The sequence below is a fragment of the Aequorivita sp. H23M31 genome (assembly GCF_004022485.1).
GTDB lineage: Bacteria > Bacteroidota > Bacteroidia > Flavobacteriales > Flavobacteriaceae > Aequorivita > Aequorivita ciconiae.
Genome location: NZ_CP034951.1, coordinates 2,537,934 through 2,556,560, shown reverse-complemented (window position 1 = coordinate 2,556,560; position 18,627 = coordinate 2,537,934). Strand labels below are relative to the sequence as shown.

Genomic DNA, 18,627 nt, shown 5'->3' with positions numbered 1-18,627 from the left:
AATTTGCACCTAAGAAACAGTTTATTTCTTGATTATTCTTTTAACGGTGGAACCATTTTCTGTGGCTATTCTTATAAAGTAAAGCCCGGTTGAAAGTGAGCTTGTAGAAATACTCGCACTGTCCCCAGATAATTTTCCATTTGAAACTCTTGCGCCTGTATTGCTAAAAATACTATAGGATGTTAATTCTGTTTTGGCTGAAATCGAAACCTCATTGTCAAAAATTGTAGGATAAACCACAATTGCAAGTTCTTTTTGGATGGAAGGAGTCGAAAGGGTAACATTCAATGCAGGGTAGCCGTCATTGATGCTCGTATCTATGCTCCAGGGGCCATCTGTTTGTCCAGCATTTAATAGCTCAGCCATTTCTGTGGTTTTCATTTCTGAGGTTGTCTTTGGGGTAATATCCGGAGTTACCGGAGCACCTCCAAACCCACCTACGCCTTCGGTCATTCCAGAGGATTCAGTATCGAAATAAACATTTTCCATTGAGATATTTCCCCATAGTCCAATAATAGCTCCGGCAAATTCTGGAGCCGAAACTGTTCCGGTGGCATATGAATTTTTTACCAGAAGCGCATTATCCGCTCCCCCAATCAAACCACCAGCTCTAAACTCAGCAGCGGTTACAGAAGATCTGGAATAACAATTATCAATGGTACTTGTCTCACCAAAAGAGAAAACATAAGCTCCTACAAGACCTCCTGCCGCATAAGTGGAGGAAACGGTACCTTCAGAATAGGATTCCGTAATTTGAACCTTATCCCATCCCGAACCTGCCAAACCGCCGACCTGATTGCTTCCTGTAATGTCGCCTATAGCAAAGCTTTTTGAGACTGAGGAATTAGTAACTAAACCACCAACCAAACCTCCAACATTATTGTTTCCTGTTACGGTAATATCAACTGCACTACAATTTTGAACAGATCCATTATCAAAAAGGTTGGCCACTAAAGATCCTACGCTATCAAATCCAATGATATTTGCGCTTTGTATTTGTAAATCAGAAATGGTGGAATTTTTTGCATATCCAAAAAGACCCGCAAAATCCGCTTCCGGAAGGTTGATCCATAAATTGCTGATTACATTACCATTTCCATTAACATTTCCAGAAAAAAGAGCGGGATAAGCACCGATTGGTGTCCATAAATTGCCATCGAGATCTATGTTGGCATCAATGTTAAGTGTTTTACCGGCGAAAGTAGTTCCGTTGGCAACAAGTTGCGCAACACCTGCCAAATCTTCTGCAGTGGAAATTGTAAATTCAGTTTGAGCGGAGTTGTACCAGCTTGTGCTGGCAACATCGCTCCAGGAAGTTGTGGGGAAAACTTGTGCATTGGCTCCAAATACCAGCAAAGCAAATACTAAGAATAAGTTTAGTTTTTTCATAGGGGATTTTTTTATAGAATTTGCACAAAACTATTACTAAATGGTGGTTCTACAAAGAATGAGAGCGTCTAAATTACTCTGCGATAGCGGTTTTTGGATATTACCTAAATAATCTTTTAATATCACGCTAGTTTTTTACTATTTAATTATTGAGTGTAATTGTTTTTGATCTTTATTCAGATATTATTTTGTAACACTAAGATTTGGATGTGCAAGTGAAAATATCTAGTAATAATTAGATTGATTTGAATTGTAAAAGCACTTCGATTCCATAGCTATCAGATGCGCTCGGGGGACAGTACTTCGATTGCTAAGACTGACATTCACTAGTGCACTTTTACCTTGAAATCACTCAGTAAATGAATCTCATTTGTCCATATTCAAAAGTTCCTTTTTTTAACTTCTTTTTACCCAAACGGAATATTCCATTTTTTAATAAGTTAACTTTGTTTCCTTGGTTATAATTGTAAGTTCACATTAATTTAGTTGCCTATTTAAAAGTATGGAATACAACAAACAACACAAGTATGATCTGGCCTATTTGAGAATGGCCGAAGAGTGGGGCAAGCTTTCCTACTGCAAACGCAAAAAGGTTGGTGCAATTATTGTAAAGGACAAAATGATAATCAGCGACGGTTATAATGGAACTCCTACGGGTTTTGAAAACGTATGCGAGGATGAGGATGGCGGAACTAAATGGTATGTTCTTCACGCAGAAGCAAATGCGATTTTAAAAGTTGCATCTTCGACCCAATCCTGTCAGGGAGCAACGCTTTACATAACCATGTCGCCGTGCAAAGATTGCAGCAAGTTGGTGCATCAGGCTGGAATTACCCGCTTGGTATATAAAAATGAATATAAAGATGATTCCGGACTGGATTTTTTAAGGAAGGCCGGTGTTGCCATAGAGCACATACCCGATTTGGGTTAAAATAAAATGGGGAGACAGAATTCAAAATCTATTAGCAACCTAAAAAAGTACTTACCATTATGGGTTGGATTGGCACTTGCATTTGGAGTCCTGATTGGATCCAAACTAAATTTCAACGATACCACCCAAAAAATCTTTGCCACCAATTCAAAAAAGGACAAGCTCAACAGACTCATAGACTACATCGATTATGAATATGTTGATAACGTTAACACGGATAGCATTGTTGATGTAACCGTCAATGGAATCCTCGAAAATCTCGATCCCCATTCAGTCTATATTCCAAAAAGTGAATATGCGCATAACGCCGACGATATGCGCGGGGCATTTATTGGAATAGGAGTAAGTTTTTATATTTATAAGGATACTATTGCTGTAATCCGTCCAATAACAGGAGGACCCGCTGAAAAAGCTGGGATTAGGGCAGGCGACCGGATTATATATGCGGATGGCAAAAAGCTTTTTGGAGAATTGATTGAGCGCGATAGTATTACCAATTATCTAAAGGGAGCCAACAATAGTAAAGTTGCATTACAGATTTACAGACCAAGTGAGCATAAAAAAATAGATTTGAAACTTCGGCGAAAGCAGGTCCCATTAATTAGCGTAGATGCGAGTTATAAGCTGACGGATGACCTGGGGTATATAAAAATAAACCGATTTTCAGAAACTACTTACAATGAATTTAAGAGTGCTCTCGATGCTTTAAAAGATCAGGGAATTACCAAATTGGTATTAGATCTTCGCAACAATCCAGGAGGTTATATTTCCACAGCGGAGAGAGTTGTGGATGAGTTTTTGGAAAACAACAAGTTGGTACTAATAACCAAAAATAAAAGTGGTGAAATAAACAAAACCTACGCTACGCGTCGTGGGGATTTTGAGCATGGCAAACTATATGTTCTCATTAATGAGAATTCAGCTTCTGCCAGTGAAATTGTGGCTGGCGCACTTCAGGATAATGATAAAGGAACTATAATCGGCAGAAGATCTTTTGGTAAAGGCTTGGTCCAGCGTGAAATGTCTTTGGGCGACGGCAGTGCGGTACGTCTTACTGTGGCCCGATATTATACTCCTACGGGGCGATCCATTCAGCGACCTTATGACAAGGGAACAGACACTTATTATAAGGATTATGAAAAGCGTTACCGAAATGGAGAGTTGATTCACGCCGATAGTATTAAGGTAGCCGACTCCCTGAAATATGTTACTCCAAAAGGAAAAGTAGTTTATGGAGGCGGGGGAATTATACCAGATGTCTTCGTTCCCAAAGATACAAGCATGGAGAATGAAACAATTCAGTACGTATCACGAAGCGGATTTATGAGTTATTTTATTTTTGAATATCTCGACAAAAATCGACTCTTTTTTGAAGGAATGAACTTTGAGGATTTCCGAACCCAATTCGATGTAGATGATAAACTTGCTGGGGAATTTCTTGAATACGCCAAGTTTGATGAAGCGCATATTGATCTTTCGAATTATAAGGAAGAACTTAAGAGGACCATTAAGGCAAACATTGCCCAACAACTTTACGGTCCCAATGAAGCAGAAATAATATTGAACGAAAAAGATCCTATGATCCTAAAGGTTCTTGAGCTAGAAGATGAAGGGCATTTGGATGATAACTAGATTTCGAACTTTTCTCTTAATGCCATCTTTTTTAAATCCTTCGGAAAATAAAATCCTATCATTTTGATTTCGCAGAAATTTTTCTGGAAATCAGTAGGATGCATAACACCAAGATGGCGCACATTGCCGATAAAATACCAAAAACAGCGATAGAGCTATCTCCTTGTAGTAAGTGGGCAGGATTTAATTTGCCAATATTAATAGCAATTACGCCAAGAGCCACCGCAATTAAAACATAGATAAAAATTTTCATGCTATATAGTTTTTGTAAAATTGCCAAGATATAAACTTGTTTAGTAGTTTCCGTCTTTGTCAATTATCCCTCTATTTTTTAGAATAGTCCCTGAATATTCGAAGTAAATAACTTTACTGCAATTGCCAACAAAATTACACCAAATATTTTCTTTATTACCGCAATTCCGTTTACACCTAAAAATCTTTGAAGTCTTCCAGAAGATTTTAAGACGGCATAAATAATAATGACGTTAAGAATAATGGCTATTATGATATTTTCCATGGGATATTCTGCCCGAAGCGAGATCAAGGTTGTCAAACTACCTGGTCCTGCCAACAAGGGAAATACCAAAGGAAATATAGAAGCCATATCTGGACTGTTCTCGCCTTCCTTAAACAAGGTTACGCCCAAAATCATTTCCAATGCTATAAAGAAAATAATCAGAGCACCGGCCACGGCAAATTCCGTAACGTTGATGCCGATAAGGTGAAGAATACTTTCTCCCAAAAAGAGAAAGACAATCATCACGAGTCCTGCGATAATGGAAGCCTTGCCCGAGTGTATGCTTCCAGCTTTTTCCCTTAATCCAATAATAATGGGAATACTGCCTACAATATCAATCACGGCAAAAAGTACCATTGTAGCCGTAATTATTTCTTTTATATCAAAATTCATTTCATTTTTTTTCAGCGCGCAAAAGTAGGAAATATTATTGGTTGTATTTGATTTCCTGCTAGTTAATAAATGTATAATTTCTTCGGAATAATGTCGGCAAAGAAATTATCTTTGCTGGATGTTTCAGCTTGGAAAAACAATAGTCTCCGAAGATATAATCGAAAAGGATTTTGTGTGCAATCTTAACGCTTGCAAAGGTGCTTGCTGTATCGAGGGAGAAGCGGGCGCTCCGGTTACTGCTGATGAAGTTGGTATTCTTAAGGAAATCTATCCGAAAGTTAAGCCCTTTCTTCGACCTGAAGGGGTGGCGGCAATTGAAGAACAGGGAACGCACATTGAGACAGAATGGGGCGAAATGGAAACTCCACTAGTGGAAGGAAAGGAATGTGCCTACGTAACTTTTACCAAGGACGGAATCGCAACTTGTGGGATTGAGGATGCATATAATGCTGGGGCAATCGATTTTCAAAAACCTGTTTCCTGCCATTTATATCCAGTGCGAGTTCAGGAATATAGTGAGTTTGCTGCCGTAAACTATCATCGCTGGTCTATTTGCGATCCTGCTTGTGCCTTGGGCAAAGAACTTCAAGTTCCCATTTATAAGTTTGTAAAAACGGCTCTTATTCGAAAATTTGGTGAAAATTGGTATGTTGAGCTTGAAAAGGTGGCCGCTCAAATGCAATCCTCTTAATTCTTAGATTTCCTTCAATAATTTCTTTTTAGAATAGCTCTAGGTTCGTTCCGGCTATATTTCAGAAGAAACTATATTTACTGAAGAAATTTTTAAATTTTCTTCTCTATTTTCTTTTCACGATTGAAATATCTAGTTTGATCTATTCAATTTTTGAACTTCCGCTAGCTTTACAATTGTACGCTTCCTTTTTCTCTTTCAGCTGATTTTCATTACATTAGTAAGCTAAACCAAATAAATTTAAATAATTATGAAAAAGCGCTTATTAACGTTGATGGCTGTTTTAGCTCTCTTGGGATGTAAAGACAATCCGGTAACCAAGAAAATTAAGGAGACAAGAAATACAGTCTCAAATACAACAAATGCGGTCAAGGAAATGAATAGGATGCAAGAAGATCTAAAGGATTTGTCCGAAATTGAACCTCTTACAAATAAAGAGTTTAAAACTTGGTTGCCAGATGAGATAAATGGGATGAAACGGATAAGTTTTAAGGCAGGAGAAACTGGACTCATGGGAGTGGCCTCAATTTCGGCAACATATACAAATGAAGATAAGTCGAAACAGTTTTCAATCAGCGTAATTGATGGTGCGGGTGAAATGGGTGCAGGAATGACTGCCGGAATGCGAATTATACTCACTCAAGATATGGAAGAGGAAGATGAGTATAGTACACGCCGTTCACTAACCAGAAAAGGTCAGAAAGCAATAGAGGAATTTAAAAAGGATAATAGTTCAAGTACCATTCAGTTAATGTCTAACAACCGGTTTTATTTGGAGGCAAATGGAAAGAATATGGATCCTGATGAAATGTGGGAGGCAATTGATGAACTGGATATGGAAGACCTGGGATAAAATTTCCTATTATTAATTAAATTATTTCAAGTTGGAATCAAGGAGCTGCATAAACGCAGCTCCTTTTTTTTAAAACAAGGTTACCCTTAAGTTTTGCGGCCTTGATTATGATAAAAAGCTTTAGAACACTATTGTGAACGGGTCATTTGCTTATATTTACACCATGCGCATATTTTTTACACTTTTCTTATTATTGAGCGTGGCCACGGGCTTTTCGCAGAGTGATGCCTTGGCCAAAAATTATTTTGAACAAGGGGAGTTCGAAAAGGCTCTTCATGTATTTGAAAAGCTAAGCATACAAAACCCTTATCGCCTTGATTATTTTATGGGCTGGGTAAAGAGTAATCAACAACTCGAGAATTTTTCTGAAGCTGAACGGCTGCTAAAAGAAAAGTTAACCGGATCTAGAAATTTCCCCCAATTATATGTGGAACTTGGACATAACTACTCTTTACAGAACAAAACGGATCTTGCAAAAGAAAGTTACGATCGGGCTTTGGAGGAAATAGAGACCAACCCCAATTTTGGATATAATATTGGAAATGCATTTGAACAATATAGTCTCTTGGATGAAGCTATAGCGGCATATTCAAGAGCCATGCAATTAAACGGCAAAATGGATTTCAGTATGCAGCTTGCACAGATTTATGGAGAGCAGGGCAAATTTGAGAAAATGTTCGAGAGTTATCTCGATATTGTTGAGAAAAACCGAGGATTTAAAAGTACGGCCCAACGATATTTTAGTCTTTATATCACGGAAGACCCTAATAACGAAGCCAATTCCATTCTTAGAAAAACATTATTGCGTCGCTCACAAGAAAATCCGGAAACTCTTTATAATGAATTGCTTAGCTGGCTTTTTATCCAACAGAAGGAATACAAAAAAGCATTTACACAGGAAAAAGCAATTTATAAGCGGATGGATGAGGATCTAAACAATATTTTCGATTTGGCCTCCATCGTGATCAATGACGAAGACTATGTTACGGGAAGGGAAATTGTGAATTTTATTATTGAAAATTCTTCTACCGTACAGAATAGATTAAGGGCGAATCAAATCCTGATGAAGATGGAAGTTGAAACCGCTTCCCCTAAACAAAATGCAGAGATAGAGAAAAAATTTGAAACACTTCTAAGCGAATTCGGAAGCGGGCAAGAGACCTATGAACTTCAAATAGACTACAATCATTTTCTTGCTTTCAAAAACAACAAAAAGGACTTGGCAATTGCCAATCTAAAAGCCTTGGCAAAAACAAAACTGACAAGTTATCAAGAGGCTCGGGTTAAAATGGAACTAGCGGATATTTTGGTTTTCGACGAAAAATTTAACGCGGCTCTTATTTATTATTCCCAGATTCAAAAAAAAGTACAGAGTGATGTCCTAGCTCAGGAGGCGAGATTCAAAGTTGCACAGACCAGCTATTTCAAAGGAGATTTTGAATGGGCGCAGGTGCAGTTGGATGTCTTAAAGAAATCTACATCCCAATTAATGGCAAATGACGCCATGGAACTCAGTTTGCTCATTAGGGATAACAGTCTGGAAGATTCTACCCAAACGGCATTAAAAAAATATGCCCGTGCCGACCTACTCGCTTTCCAAGAACGGAATACAGAGGCTATTTCGGCATTAGATGACATACTTACCAACCACAAAGGAGAATCCATTGAAGATGAAGCTTGGCTTAAACAAGGGGAAATCTATGAGATGATGGGTGAATATTCCAAAGCTGTGGACAATTATTTAAAAATCATTGAGTTTTACAATGATGATATTTTGGCAGATGACGCCCAGTATCGATTAGCCCGACTATATGAAACCAAATTGGATCAGCCAGATAAGGCTAAAGAGCATTATGAGCAAATTATTTTTAATCACGCCGACAGTATTTATTTTGTTGATGCACGAAAACGGTTTAGAATGCTGAGAGGGGATGCTATTAATTGAGTCGCTAGACGCTTGACAAGAAATAAAACCAGGAAGAAAAGTAGCAGTATTCAGTTTGCAGTTTGCAGTAAAAAATATTCGTGTATTTGTTGTAAATATTTCCGCAACTATAATACTTGAAAACCATAAATCAAAACCCCTTTAAATGTATATCTACAACGTAACCATAAACATAGACGAATCTGTTCACGACCGTTGGTTGGCTTGGATGGTAAAAGAGCATATTCCTGCCATGTTGGCTACCGGAAAATTCATGAAAGCCTTGATGACGAGGGTTGTGATTGAAGAAGAGATGGGAGGTAAAACCTATTCTGTTCAATATACAACCGATAGCAAAGAAACGCTTCAGAAATATTATGCAGAAGATGCAGATGGACTTAGGAGTCAGAGCAAACCATTTGAAGGGAAGTTTGTAGCCTTTAGAACTGAACTGGAAGTTATCGGCGAGGCGCATAATGAACTTTTCAATCCCACCCCGACTTTCCCAAAGGGAGGGAGTAATACTTCAGATAAATGAGAATAATTTAAAAACTCTGTGACCTCTGGGGCTCTGTGGTTCTTTTACCCCGAAGACATAATACGCACATAGGAGAAATTAAAAATAAATGGCACAAAAAAACACAAAGAAAGACTACAATTCTTCGAAATCCAATAACGGAGAAATACGTGCCAAAAAACATCTTGGGCAACATTTTCTTAAAGATGAAATTATTGCTGAAAGAATAGGCGATACTTTAAGTTTGGATGGCTATACTAATGTTTTGGAAATAGGACCGGGAATGGGCGTATTGACAAAATATCTTATTAAGAAAGAGGTAAACGTAATTGCGATGGACCTCGATAGTGAATCCATCAAGTATTTAAAGGGAAATTATCCAAATGAAAATCTGGAAATTCTCGAAGCCGACTTCTTAAAATATGATTTATCGCAAATTTTTGGAAAGGAGCAATTCGCCATAACTGGAAATTTCCCCTATAATATCTCCACACAGATTGTCTTTAAAATGTTGGAAAATAAAGAAAGGATACCTGAGTTTACGGGAATGTTCCAAAAGGAGGTGGCGCAACGTATTTGTGAAAAAGAAGGAAGTAAAGCCTATGGTATTCTTTCACTTTTGACCCAAGCGTTCTATGAAGCAGAATACCTTTTTACCGTTCCACCCGCGGTATTTAATCCGCCACCAAAAGTGGATAGTGGGGTGATCCGGTTAAAAAGAAAAGCAGATTATTCCATTCCTTGTGATGAAAAGTTTTTCTTTCGTGTAGTTAAGACCGCCTTTCAGCAAAGGCGTAAAACGTTAAGAAATAGTTTAAAATCCTTTGGGCTATCCAATAGCATAAAAGAAGACATTATCTTTGGCAAACGCCCTGAACAACTCTCGGTTTCCGAATTTATCGCGCTCACTCAAAAACTAGAAAATGATACGATTTCAACTGACCAATGAATTTATAGAGCAAGTTGAAAAACTGATTGAAGATAGGAATGATGAGGCATTAACTACTTTACTTCAGGAATATCACTTCGCCGATATTGCCGAGCTCTTGGGAGAATTGGATTCAGATGAAGCTACCTATATCGTTAAGTTGCTCGATAGTGAGGTAACCAGTGAAATATTGATTGAGCTGGACGATGAACTGCGCGAGCAGATTCTGGACAATCTTACTCCTTCTGAAATAGCCTTCGAGTTGAATGAAATGGACACCGATGATGCCGCTGATATTATTGCGGAACTCGATGACCATATCCAAAAGCAGGTAATAGACCAGATTGAGGATCCCTCGCATGCGGCGGATATTGTAGATCTTTTGCGGTACGATGAGGATACTGCAGGAGGTCTGATGGCAAAGGAGTTGGTGCGCGTCAAGGAAACCTGGACCGTTGCCGGTTGTGTCCGTGAAATGCGTCGGCAGGCCGAGAACGTAACCCGAGTCCATTCCATCTATGTAACCGATAAGGCAGGAAAACTAAAGGGCAGACTTTCCTTAAAGGATTTACTTACTGCTCACGAACGCACCCATATAAGCGAAATTTATATACCCAAGGTAGATTACGTGAATGTCCATACGGAAGCCAATGAAGTTGCCAGGGTGATGCAGAAGTACGATTTGGAAGCCATTCCGGTTGTTGATGATAATGGGATTTTGGTGGGAAGGATTACTATTGATGATATTGTAGATTATATAAAAGAAGAGGCCGAAAGAGATTATCAGCTTGCCGCAGGTATTAGTCAGGATGTAGAGGCAGATGATGGACTTTTTAAGCAGACAAAGGCGCGCCTGCCCTGGTTACTAATCGGGATGATGGGAGGTTTAGGCGCTGCAACAATTATCTCAAATTTTGAAATTATCCTTAACGATTTTCCCAAGCTGCTTATTTTCGTTCCTTTAATTCAGGCGACTGCCGGAAATGTGGGCGTACAATCTAGCGCTATCATTGTGCAAGGCTTGGCGAATGATACATTAAAGGGAAAACTATTTGCAAGGATAATCAGAGAAACTACCGTAGCATTGGTAAATGGGATTTCGATAGCCATTATAGTTTTATTGATCAGCCATTTCGTTTTTTATACCAGTTATTTAGAATCTTTAAGTATCGGGATTGCCATTATCACCGTAATAATTATTGCAGCAATTGTTGGTAATTTAATTCCGCTGTTTCTTTATAAAAAGGGGATCGATCCGGCGGTTGCCACAGGTCCGTTTATTACCACCAGTAATGACGTTTTCGGAATTTTTACCTATTTTCTAATCGCAAAATTGATACTGGGATTTTGAGTTCGGAAAAATTTACATTTCGCTTTGTGGTACCCGAATCAGCAATCGATGGCTTGGGGCACGTGAACAACATTACCTATCTTCAGTGGTGCTTAGAGGCTGCGGAGGCACATTGGCTGGCAAAAACTGATGCCGAACTTCGTGAACAATATGTCTGGGTGGTCCTTAACCACAATATTTCATATAAAAATCCTGCTTTTTTAGGAGAAGAAATTGAAGTCCAGACCTGGATCCATTCCCATAAAGGAGTGCGAAGTGAGCGTTGCTATCGAATAATAAGAATCGCAGACAACAAGACCTTGGTTGAGGCCAAAACTCAGTGGTGTCTCTTAGATGGAACCACGCGCAAACCAATAATTATACCCCAAAAAGTCGCTGATCTCTTTGTTTGATTGAGGTGGCTTAAAACTACGGGTCGCTATATTTCTTCTGAAGCCTAGGTCTTTTTATAACTTGAATAATATTCCTGCATCAAGTTCATTAAAGCGGTAACCAAATCCTTGGTTTCCAATAATAAACTGAAATACAAGGTGGTATTCTTTGGACTCGATTCCTCAGTTCGGGTTCGAGCAACTTGCTTTTCGATTTTCTGTGAAAGACTGTTAAAAATTTCATCCTTGTTGGCTAATATTCTTCCAATTCGCTGGAATTCCTTTTTATGGAAAATGTCTTCTATCTCGTTTAAAAGCTCTTCCAAAAGCCTGTCAATTTCCTGAAGATCTTTTATCTGGTTAAAACGCAGTGCCTTGTGGTTATTGTTAACGTGCTTGTAACTGGCTTTCGAGATAAATTCCAACGATTGCACCACATCCGTCAAATACCCAAGGATTATAATATAGAAATTACTTCCGCGTACACTGGTTTCATCCAGATTTTTAATAAAATAGAAAATATTGTCCCTCAATTCCTCTACCTCATCATTCAATTTCTTTACACCCTTTTTGCTCTTTTTCAGTTTCTTGGTGTCCTGTTTTGCAAGTCCACGGAGCATATCGGTATAAATTTTATTTGAGCGAGAAACGACGTTGCTAATGTTCTCCGCACTTTCACGAATAATTCCTTGAACGGTTTTACTCTCGGTCTTCTTAAGGCCGCTTTTGTCCAATTTAATTTTTGTCTTGTTTTTGTGAGAAATATAGTTACGGACCAATAAAAGAATAGCTAATAACAATAACACCCCTATCATGGCACCTCTTCCTATATATATCAAATACGTAAGAACTCCCGATGCTGCAAATGCCACAAATGCGGTAAAAAACCATCCACCAATGACTTTTAAAACACCCGCAACTCGGTAAACAGCACTTTCGCGTCCCCAAGCTCTATCCGCCAAGGAAGTACCCATGGCCACCATAAAAGTAACATAGGTTGTGGATAACGGTAATTGCTTGGAAGTGGCAATTGATATAAGTATTCCCGCCACCATTAGGTTAATGGATGCCCTTATTAAATCAAAAGCGGGAAGTTCGTAAGTTTTATCACGGGGTAATACTATAACTGGTTTTTCAAAACGCTTATCTATTTTCTTGCCGAGAGCATCTGGGAGTAAATAGTTAACATAAGCAGCAATCTGGGTAGTTGTCTTTACCAAAATCCGCGATAGCATATTTGGCTCAAACTTTTCTTTCCCTTCCCCTTGGCGGCCAAGATTTATTTCAGTTTCAGAAACACCTCGGGATTTTTTAGAAAACCATAAGGTAAGCACCATAATAATACCCGCTCCAAAAAGCAAAAGAGGCTCAGCTGGTACAGCTTCATTTAAGCTTAACATTAAGTATTGTGATGGATCCGCACCTGAAACGGACCAATCTGCATAGCTATGATAAGCTGCCATAGGAACCCCAATAAAGTTAACAAGGTCGTTCCCTGCAAAGGCTAGAGCTAAACCAAAAGTACCCGCAGCTATTACTATAATCAGTATATTCTTTTTGAAAATGAGAATAAAAAGCTGGGAGAAAATGGTCCAAAAAATAAATCCTACACTTAAAAGAATCCAGATATTGGTTTCCAAAAGACTTTCGAATGTACCTTGAAAGGGAGTTCCCTTTAATCCTTTAATAAAGATAAAATAACTAATAGAGGTCAATGCCACACCGCCAAACATGGCTCCAAAATATTTCATCTGCTTTTCAGATTGAAATGTAAACAACAGCCTAGATAAATATTGTACTATAATACCTGCCGAAAAAGCTATTACCACGGAGAGAATGATCCATAAAATAATTTCGGGTACCTTATCAGCATTTATATAGGATATTAAGGAAGAAAATCCTTCTGTATCCGAGTTTCCAATCTTTATTAATGCCATTATCACCGCTGCACCCAAAAGGCCGAAAACTATCGATATGGTTGTGGAAGTAGGTAATCCTATGGTATTAAAAAAGTCGAGTAATAAGATATTCGTTATCATTACGGCCATAAAAATGATCATGACCTCATCAAAATGAAATTTTGAGGGATGGAAGATTCCGCTTCGGGCCACCTCCATCATTCCACTGGAGAAACTGGCACCAATAAAAATCCCCAAACTTGCTATTATAAGAATAGTTCTAACGGAAATCGCCTTGGAACCAATGGCAGAGTTTAAAAAGTTGACTGCATCATTGCTAACGCCCACTACCAAGTTTACGATGGAGAGCGCTACAAGAGCTACAATCATTAATAAGTAAATATTTTCCATATTACATTAAGTATGGGACAAATGTCACGTTTAAATTTAAATGTTATGTTACCTCAATATTAAGAATAAACTAGAATTCTAGCTGAAATCTCGCCTGTACCACATTCAAACTTCCTTTATCTTCGATATTGGCCCTAACGTAATTTACCATCACTCGGGTTACGGGATTGAGGTACCAATTGATTCCTGCAGCCCACTGTGATTCTTTACCAGGGATAATTATCCCATCATCCAAATCTGTTTTCGAATATTTAAGGGCGATTTCCCAAGCTCCAGAACCATTTTGAGTACTTCCGAAGTTTTTCTTGGGAGTTATTCTTCCAAAACCTTCATAAGAGCCTTGATAGTTTCTACTTTCCCCAGTTAAAAAATAACTAAGTTCGGCATAGTAATTTGAAAAGTTCAAGTGATTACCAAGTGTAGTGATCGAGGCATTGAGATATTCAGCTTGAATGGAAAATGGTCCGTGGACATAAGCAGTTTCAAAATTTACCAAATCTATTTTTTCTACTGAATCTATTAGGTTACTGACGTATTTTTCGGCTAAATGCGAACCCGGCGAAAGGGAAACCTTATATTCCCTACTGCTGGGATTTCTGTAACTATAAGCAGCACCAAGATGTAATAATTGTTTTTTATCATTATTTCTTAGAGGAATTCCTGTAACTCGTCCATCTACGACATATCCATCCTCTTCCAAAGCATAATTTCTGTTATTATTTGCATTTCTGAAAGCACCAATTTGAACTGAAAGCTGTTTGTTCAAAAAATCATTAAACAGCATAGCTCCATGGTTTCGTGATTGCGCAAAATAGATATTTGAACTTGGCTCCATAAAGATCAAATTCCTACTACTTGTAAGAGCTGATAAACGGAAGGGTTCTTTAAAGTGGCCAATTCGGAAATTACCAATCACTGGAATATCGCTTATCCCGATATAAACATCCTTTAATACAACTTTATCGCCAGCAAAATCTACTTGAAACTTGAAATTGGTGTTTCCATAAACATTTCCGGAAAAATACAATCGGGCACTTCTAATTTCGGTTCTACTTTTTACATCCAAAAGACCATAATGATCTGAAAGTTCTGAATTTTGCTGAAGATAAGCATGGTCGATAAAAAAGTATCCACCAAAATTTAAGGAAAAAAGACCGTCTTCTCTTTTGAGTTTAAAACCATTTTCCCATTTAAAATTGAAGGAAGTAGATGTAGGAGAAATGTCTTCTTGTGAATACAAATGGGTGCATCCTATAAATAGAATGAAGATTAAAACTTTCCAATTGAACATTTCGAGAAACTGAATGGTTAGTTATGCAAATAACCGATATTTTGAATTTCCGAATGTTTCCTTAAGGTTAAATCTTATTTCCGTTGAAGAGAATATTACGCTATTTTGCTTTTTGCATAAATTCCTCCGCTTTTTCTACCATGGAAGTGGTTCCGCAGAAAAACGGAACTCGTTGGTGAAGTGAGGTAGGATCAATCTCTAAAATTCGATTAAATCCGTCGCTGGCTTTTCCTCCGGCTTGTTCCGCAATCATCGCCATAGGATTGCATTCATATAAAAGACGCAATTTTCCGTTTGGATTTTTGGAAGTGTTTGGGTAGATATAGATTCCGCCTTTGATCATATTCCTATGAAAATCCGAAACCAAGGATCCAATGTAGCGAGAAGTGTAAGGTCTATCTTCAGCTTCTTCCTGACAGTATTTGATGTAGTCCTTAACACCCTGTGGGAACATTACATAATTCCCTTCGTTGACAGAGTATATAGAGCCAGTTTCAGGAAAACACATATTTGGATGAGAAAGGTAATAGGTGCCAATGGCTGGATTTAAGGTAAATCCATTTACACCATGACCTGTAGTATAAACAATCATGGTAGAAGTACCGTAAACTATATAGCCTGCTGCCACTTGATTAATTCCTCGTTGTAAAAAATCCTCAATGGTAACTGGAGTCCCGGAAGGGGTTATTCGTCTATAGACAGAAAAAATTGTACCTACGGAAACATTAACATCTATGTTTGAAGAACCATCCAAAGGATCTATCAACACTACATATTTGTTGTCGTTTTTCTCATTTCTGCCTTTAATAGTGATAAAATCATCTTCTTCTTCGCTCGCAATACCACAAACAATTTCCCGATTGGTAAGCGTGTTTATAAACATCTCATTGGCAAATACATCGAGCTTTTGCTGGTCCTCCCCTTGGATATTCTGATCTCCGGCAGCGCCCAGAATATCTATCAATCCCGCCTTGTTTACCTTATGGTTTACAACTTTTGCCGCCAGCCGAATGGAATTGATAAGTCTTGAAAGCTCGCCAGAAGAGTACTTAAACTCACTTTGGTTTTCAATAATAAATTCGCCGAGAGATTGGTTGATTTTTGCCATGATTACAGATGTCCTGAATTTCTTGCAAATATCATGATTTTTAAGAAATTGAACCGATATTTGTAAGTGATTCTTGAAAAGAGCGGAAAATGAAGGATATAAACGAAATAAAATCGTCGCTAGTCTCCGCTCGGGAACGGGGTGGAAAGTGAAACTGAAATCGAAGTATTCAAATTAAAAATTGATCTTCCTGAATTATAAAACCAGATCGCTATTCTCCCCTTTAGGGGTCGGGGGGAGAAACCGAAATCGAAGTATTCAAATTAAAAATTGATTTTCAAAAATTATTAACCAATTTATCATTCTCTCCTTCGGGGGGCTGGGGAGACCAACTAAAGTTTAGCACAATGCAAATAAGAGAAGCCACAAAAGAAGATTTTCCACAAATTTTAGAGCTTATAACAGAGCTGGCAATCTTTGAAAACGAACCGAATGCTGTTGAAATAAATGTGGAAACACTTGAAAAAGAAGGTTTGGGGGAGAATGCGCTTTTTACGTGTTTTGTTGCTGATGCTTCGGCTCCGCTCAGCACAAGTGCTTCGGCTCCGCTCAGCACAGGTGCTTCGGCTCCGCTCAGCACAGGTGCTTCGGCTCCGCTCAGCACAGGTGCTTCGGCTCCGCTCAGCACAGGTGCTTCGGGTCCGTTAGATACAAATGCTTCCACTTCGTTCAACAACCTACATGCCGCCCCCGAAATTGTAGGCGCTGCATTGGTTTATTTTCGTTTTTCAACTTGGAAAGGACGAATTTTGCATTTGGAGGATTTGATAGTGAAGGAATCCGAAAGAGGAAAGGGCATTGGAGAAGCACTTTATAGAAAAGTAATGGAATATGCTTATGACCGTGGTTTAAAACGAGTAGCTTGGGATGTGCTCGATTGGAATGAAGGTGCAATCCGTTTTTACGAGCGCAGCGGCGCGAAACTTATGAAAGATTGGCGCGTGGTACATATGGATGAAAAGGGATTACGGGATTATATTGAAAAATAGAGGGAATACAGCCGGTCCTGATTTTTTTTCGGAAATGCACGAATAATTATAATGCATTAATTCCTGAAAAGTTCGTTGAACTTTTTTTTCTGCTTTCAAACGAGAAATTAGACAGAACAAAAGCCTACATTCGTGAATTCGTGGTGGTTTTTGGATTTACAATATTATATAAATAATGAAGGTTTTCAAATTTGGAGGGGCATCAACTAAGGATGCTGATAATGTAAAAAATGTGTTATCGGTAATCAACCAAGCGGAGGAAAAGGATCTGGTTGTGGTAATTTCGGCAATGGGAAAGATTACCAATGCTTTGGAATATGTAGTAAGTGATTATCTAACAAATGCAACTTTTCAGCATTCCCTAAAGCATGTTTATGATTACCATTTCGAAATTTTAAAAGAACTTTTTCCGGGTAGTTCGCATTCAATTTTTTCTGAAGTGGATGCACTCTTTTCAGAATTGACACATTTTCTAAAAAACAATAAATCTGATAACCACGCTTTTGTTTACGATCAAGTGGTTTCTTATGGGGAGATAATTTCCTCAAAAATAATTTCTATTTATTTTTCGGAAAATGGGATTGACAATACTTGGCTCGATGGCAGGCACTGTATAAAAACGGATGATAATTTCCGGGATGCCCGAGTGGATTGGGAAATAACCGAACAGAAGATATCTAAAAATGTAAATCCCACAGGAATCACCATTACCCAAGGCTTTATAGGAGCGGAAAGTGTCAATAATTTCACCACTACTTTAGGTCGGGAGGGAAGTGATTATACTGCCGCTATTTTCGCTTATTGTCTAAATGCCGAAAGTGTTACAATTTGGAAGGATGTTCCCGGAGTACTCAATGCAGACCCGAGATATTTTACCCAGACCCAATTACTTTCCAAGATTTCGTATCGTGAAGCAATAGAACTGGCATTTTATGGAGCTTCCGTTATCCATCCCAAAACACTTCAACCCTTACAGAGAAAGGGAATTCCCCTATATGTAAAATCGTTTCTTTCACCTTTGGAGAATGGGACTTGCGTAGGCGAAGGAGTTGCATTGGAGCCCAATATTTCCTGTTTTATTCTGAAAAAAGACCTTGTCCTGATTTCACTTTCATCCCTGGATTTCAGCTTTATGATGGAGGACCATATTGGCGATGTTTTTAAATGGTTGCACCAATACAAAATGAAGGTAGAGCTTATCCAAAACTCCGCCATCAGTTTCTCGGTTTGTATAAGTGATAAATTTGGTAATCTGGAAGCTTTGCTAAAAAAGCTTCGGGAAAAATTCAGTGTTAAATGGAATGAGAATGTAACTCTTTACACCATTCGCCATTTCGATCCAATTGAAGTAAAGGCACTTCGAGAAAATAAACAGATTCTCCTAAAGCAGGAAACCCAAGAAACCGTGCAACTCGTTATTAAGGAATAGAGTC

General features: G+C 38.4%; 17 protein-coding genes. 11 read left to right on the top strand and 6 right to left on the bottom strand.

The genetic code is table 11. The annotated features are described in order from the left end of the window. Window positions 1-21 precede the first annotated feature (21 nt). A complete protein-coding gene (locus EI546_RS11205; protein WP_128250623.1) occupies window positions 22-1,389 on the bottom strand; it encodes a GLUG motif-containing protein in 1,368 nt (455 codons plus the stop codon). Between the two features lie 502 nt (window positions 1,390-1,891). On the opposite strand from EI546_RS11205, the gene EI546_RS11200 reads away from it, so the two are divergent. Continuing rightward, window positions 1,892-2,320 carry a deoxycytidylate deaminase gene (locus EI546_RS11200; RefSeq protein WP_128250622.1) on the top strand — a complete coding sequence of 143 codons (429 nt, stop codon included), beginning with the start codon at window positions 1,892-1,894 and terminating at the stop codon, window positions 2,318-2,320. Between the two features lie 6 nt (window positions 2,321-2,326). Next, the gene (locus EI546_RS11195) at window positions 2,327-3,952 is read left to right on the top strand and encodes a S41 family peptidase (RefSeq protein ID WP_128250621.1); all 1,626 of its coding nucleotides are present in this window, start codon (window positions 2,327-2,329) and stop codon (window positions 3,950-3,952) included. Between the two features lie 58 nt (window positions 3,953-4,010). On the opposite strand, the gene EI546_RS11190 is transcribed toward EI546_RS11195, so the two are convergent. Next, complete coding sequence (locus EI546_RS11190) at window positions 4,011-4,205, bottom strand: hypothetical protein (RefSeq protein ID WP_128250620.1); 195 nt, start codon at window positions 4,203-4,205, stop codon at window positions 4,011-4,013. A gap of 78 nt (window positions 4,206-4,283) precedes the next feature. After that, entirely contained in the window at window positions 4,284-4,862 is a 579-nt protein-coding gene (locus EI546_RS11185) for a MarC family protein (protein ID WP_128250619.1), read from the bottom strand. Between the two features lie 118 nt (window positions 4,863-4,980). On the opposite strand from EI546_RS11185, the gene EI546_RS11180 reads away from it, so the two are divergent. The 7 genes from EI546_RS11180 (at window position 4,981) to EI546_RS11150 (ending at window position 11,518) form a co-directional block, all read left to right on the top strand. Beyond that, window positions 4,981-5,553, top strand: a complete 573-nt coding sequence (locus tag EI546_RS11180) for a DUF3109 family protein (protein ID WP_128250618.1) — start codon at window positions 4,981-4,983, stop codon at window positions 5,551-5,553. Between the two features lie 250 nt (window positions 5,554-5,803). Further along, window positions 5,804-6,406 carry a hypothetical protein gene (locus tag EI546_RS11175; RefSeq protein ID WP_128250617.1) on the top strand — a complete coding sequence of 201 codons (603 nt, stop codon included), beginning with the start codon at window positions 5,804-5,806 and terminating at the stop codon, window positions 6,404-6,406. 163 nt (window positions 6,407-6,569) lie between these two features. Beyond that, window positions 6,570-8,351 carry a tetratricopeptide repeat protein gene (locus tag EI546_RS11170; protein ID WP_128250616.1) on the top strand — a complete coding sequence of 594 codons (1,782 nt, stop codon included), beginning with the start codon at window positions 6,570-6,572 and terminating at the stop codon, window positions 8,349-8,351. A 145-nt stretch (window positions 8,352-8,496) separates the two neighbouring features. Further along, window positions 8,497-8,868 carry a DUF4286 family protein gene (locus tag EI546_RS11165; RefSeq protein WP_128250615.1) on the top strand — a complete coding sequence of 124 codons (372 nt, stop codon included), beginning with the start codon at window positions 8,497-8,499 and terminating at the stop codon, window positions 8,866-8,868. 88 nt (window positions 8,869-8,956) lie between these two features. Further along, window positions 8,957-9,796, top strand: coding sequence for a 16S rRNA (adenine(1518)-N(6)/adenine(1519)-N(6))-dimethyltransferase RsmA (rsmA, locus tag EI546_RS11160; protein WP_128250614.1), 840 nt, complete (start codon window positions 8,957-8,959; stop codon window positions 9,794-9,796). After that, the gene (mgtE, locus tag EI546_RS11155; protein ID WP_128250613.1) at window positions 9,771-11,126 is read left to right on the top strand and encodes a magnesium transporter; all 1,356 of its coding nucleotides are present in this window, start codon (window positions 9,771-9,773) and stop codon (window positions 11,124-11,126) included. Before rsmA ends, mgtE begins: the two co-directional genes overlap by 26 nt. A 26-nt stretch (window positions 11,127-11,152) precedes the next feature. Beyond that, window positions 11,153-11,518: an acyl-CoA thioesterase gene (locus EI546_RS11150; protein WP_240673102.1), complete on the top strand. Its 366-nt coding sequence runs from the start codon at window positions 11,153-11,155 to the stop codon at window positions 11,516-11,518. Window positions 11,519-11,562: 44 nt separating this feature from the next. Here EI546_RS11150 and EI546_RS11145 read toward each other — a convergent pair whose 3' ends face one another. From EI546_RS11145 to fbp, 3 genes are all read right to left on the bottom strand, one after another. After that, window positions 11,563-13,806 (bottom strand): inorganic phosphate transporter, encoded by a 2,244-nt coding sequence (locus EI546_RS11145; protein ID WP_128250611.1) that lies wholly within the window; start codon window positions 13,804-13,806, stop codon window positions 11,563-11,565. A 70-nt stretch (window positions 13,807-13,876) separates the two neighbouring features. Further along, the gene (locus EI546_RS11140) at window positions 13,877-15,097 is read right to left on the bottom strand and encodes an OprO/OprP family phosphate-selective porin (RefSeq protein WP_128250610.1); all 1,221 of its coding nucleotides are present in this window, start codon (window positions 15,095-15,097) and stop codon (window positions 13,877-13,879) included. A gap of 100 nt (window positions 15,098-15,197) precedes the next feature. Continuing rightward, entirely contained in the window at window positions 15,198-16,205 is a 1,008-nt protein-coding gene (gene fbp / locus EI546_RS11135) for a class 1 fructose-bisphosphatase (protein ID WP_128250609.1), read from the bottom strand. Between the two features lie 347 nt (window positions 16,206-16,552). Between fbp and EI546_RS16505 the strand changes: the two genes are divergently transcribed. Together EI546_RS16505 and EI546_RS11125 are read left to right on the top strand one after the other, a co-directional pair. Beyond that, window positions 16,553-17,194: a GNAT family N-acetyltransferase gene (locus EI546_RS16505; protein WP_240673101.1), complete on the top strand. Its 642-nt coding sequence runs from the start codon at window positions 16,553-16,555 to the stop codon at window positions 17,192-17,194. A gap of 175 nt (window positions 17,195-17,369) precedes the next feature. Further along, on the top strand, window positions 17,370-18,623 hold the full coding sequence (locus EI546_RS11125; protein ID WP_128250608.1) for an aspartate kinase: 1,254 nt from the start codon (window positions 17,370-17,372) through the stop codon (window positions 18,621-18,623). Window positions 18,624-18,627: the final 4 nt, after the last annotated feature.

What these genes read in the sequence shown, in the direction of transcription:
- EI546_RS11205 (WP_128250623.1), bottom strand. Translation starts at nt 1,389, where the DNA reads ATGAAAAAACTAAACTTATTCTTAGTATTTGCTTTGCTGGTATTTGGA.
- EI546_RS11200 (WP_128250622.1), top strand. Translation starts at nt 1,892, where the DNA reads ATGGAATACAACAAACAACACAAGTATGATCTGGCCTATTTGAGAATG.
- EI546_RS11195 (WP_128250621.1), top strand. Translation starts at nt 2,327, where the DNA reads ATGGGGAGACAGAATTCAAAATCTATTAGCAACCTAAAAAAGTACTTA.
- EI546_RS11190 (WP_128250620.1), bottom strand. Translation starts at nt 4,205, where the DNA reads ATGAAAATTTTTATCTATGTTTTAATTGCGGTGGCTCTTGGCGTAATT.
- EI546_RS11185 (WP_128250619.1), bottom strand. Translation starts at nt 4,862, where the DNA reads ATGAATTTTGATATAAAAGAAATAATTACGGCTACAATGGTACTTTTT.
- EI546_RS11180 (WP_128250618.1), top strand. Translation starts at nt 4,981, where the DNA reads ATGTTTCAGCTTGGAAAAACAATAGTCTCCGAAGATATAATCGAAAAG.
- EI546_RS11175 (WP_128250617.1), top strand. Translation starts at nt 5,804, where the DNA reads ATGAAAAAGCGCTTATTAACGTTGATGGCTGTTTTAGCTCTCTTGGGA.
- EI546_RS11170 (WP_128250616.1), top strand. Translation starts at nt 6,570, where the DNA reads ATGCGCATATTTTTTACACTTTTCTTATTATTGAGCGTGGCCACGGGC.
- EI546_RS11165 (WP_128250615.1), top strand. Translation starts at nt 8,497, where the DNA reads ATGTATATCTACAACGTAACCATAAACATAGACGAATCTGTTCACGAC.
- rsmA (WP_128250614.1), top strand. Translation starts at nt 8,957, where the DNA reads ATGGCACAAAAAAACACAAAGAAAGACTACAATTCTTCGAAATCCAAT.
- mgtE (WP_128250613.1), top strand. Translation starts at nt 9,771, where the DNA reads ATGATACGATTTCAACTGACCAATGAATTTATAGAGCAAGTTGAAAAA.
- EI546_RS11145 (WP_128250611.1), bottom strand. Translation starts at nt 13,806, where the DNA reads ATGGAAAATATTTACTTATTAATGATTGTAGCTCTTGTAGCGCTCTCC.
- EI546_RS11140 (WP_128250610.1), bottom strand. Translation starts at nt 15,097, where the DNA reads ATGTTCAATTGGAAAGTTTTAATCTTCATTCTATTTATAGGATGCACC.
- fbp (WP_128250609.1), bottom strand. Translation starts at nt 16,205, where the DNA reads ATGGCAAAAATCAACCAATCTCTCGGCGAATTTATTATTGAAAACCAA.
- EI546_RS16505 (WP_240673101.1), top strand. Translation starts at nt 16,553, where the DNA reads ATGCAAATAAGAGAAGCCACAAAAGAAGATTTTCCACAAATTTTAGAG.
- EI546_RS11125 (WP_128250608.1), top strand. Translation starts at nt 17,370, where the DNA reads ATGAAGGTTTTCAAATTTGGAGGGGCATCAACTAAGGATGCTGATAAT.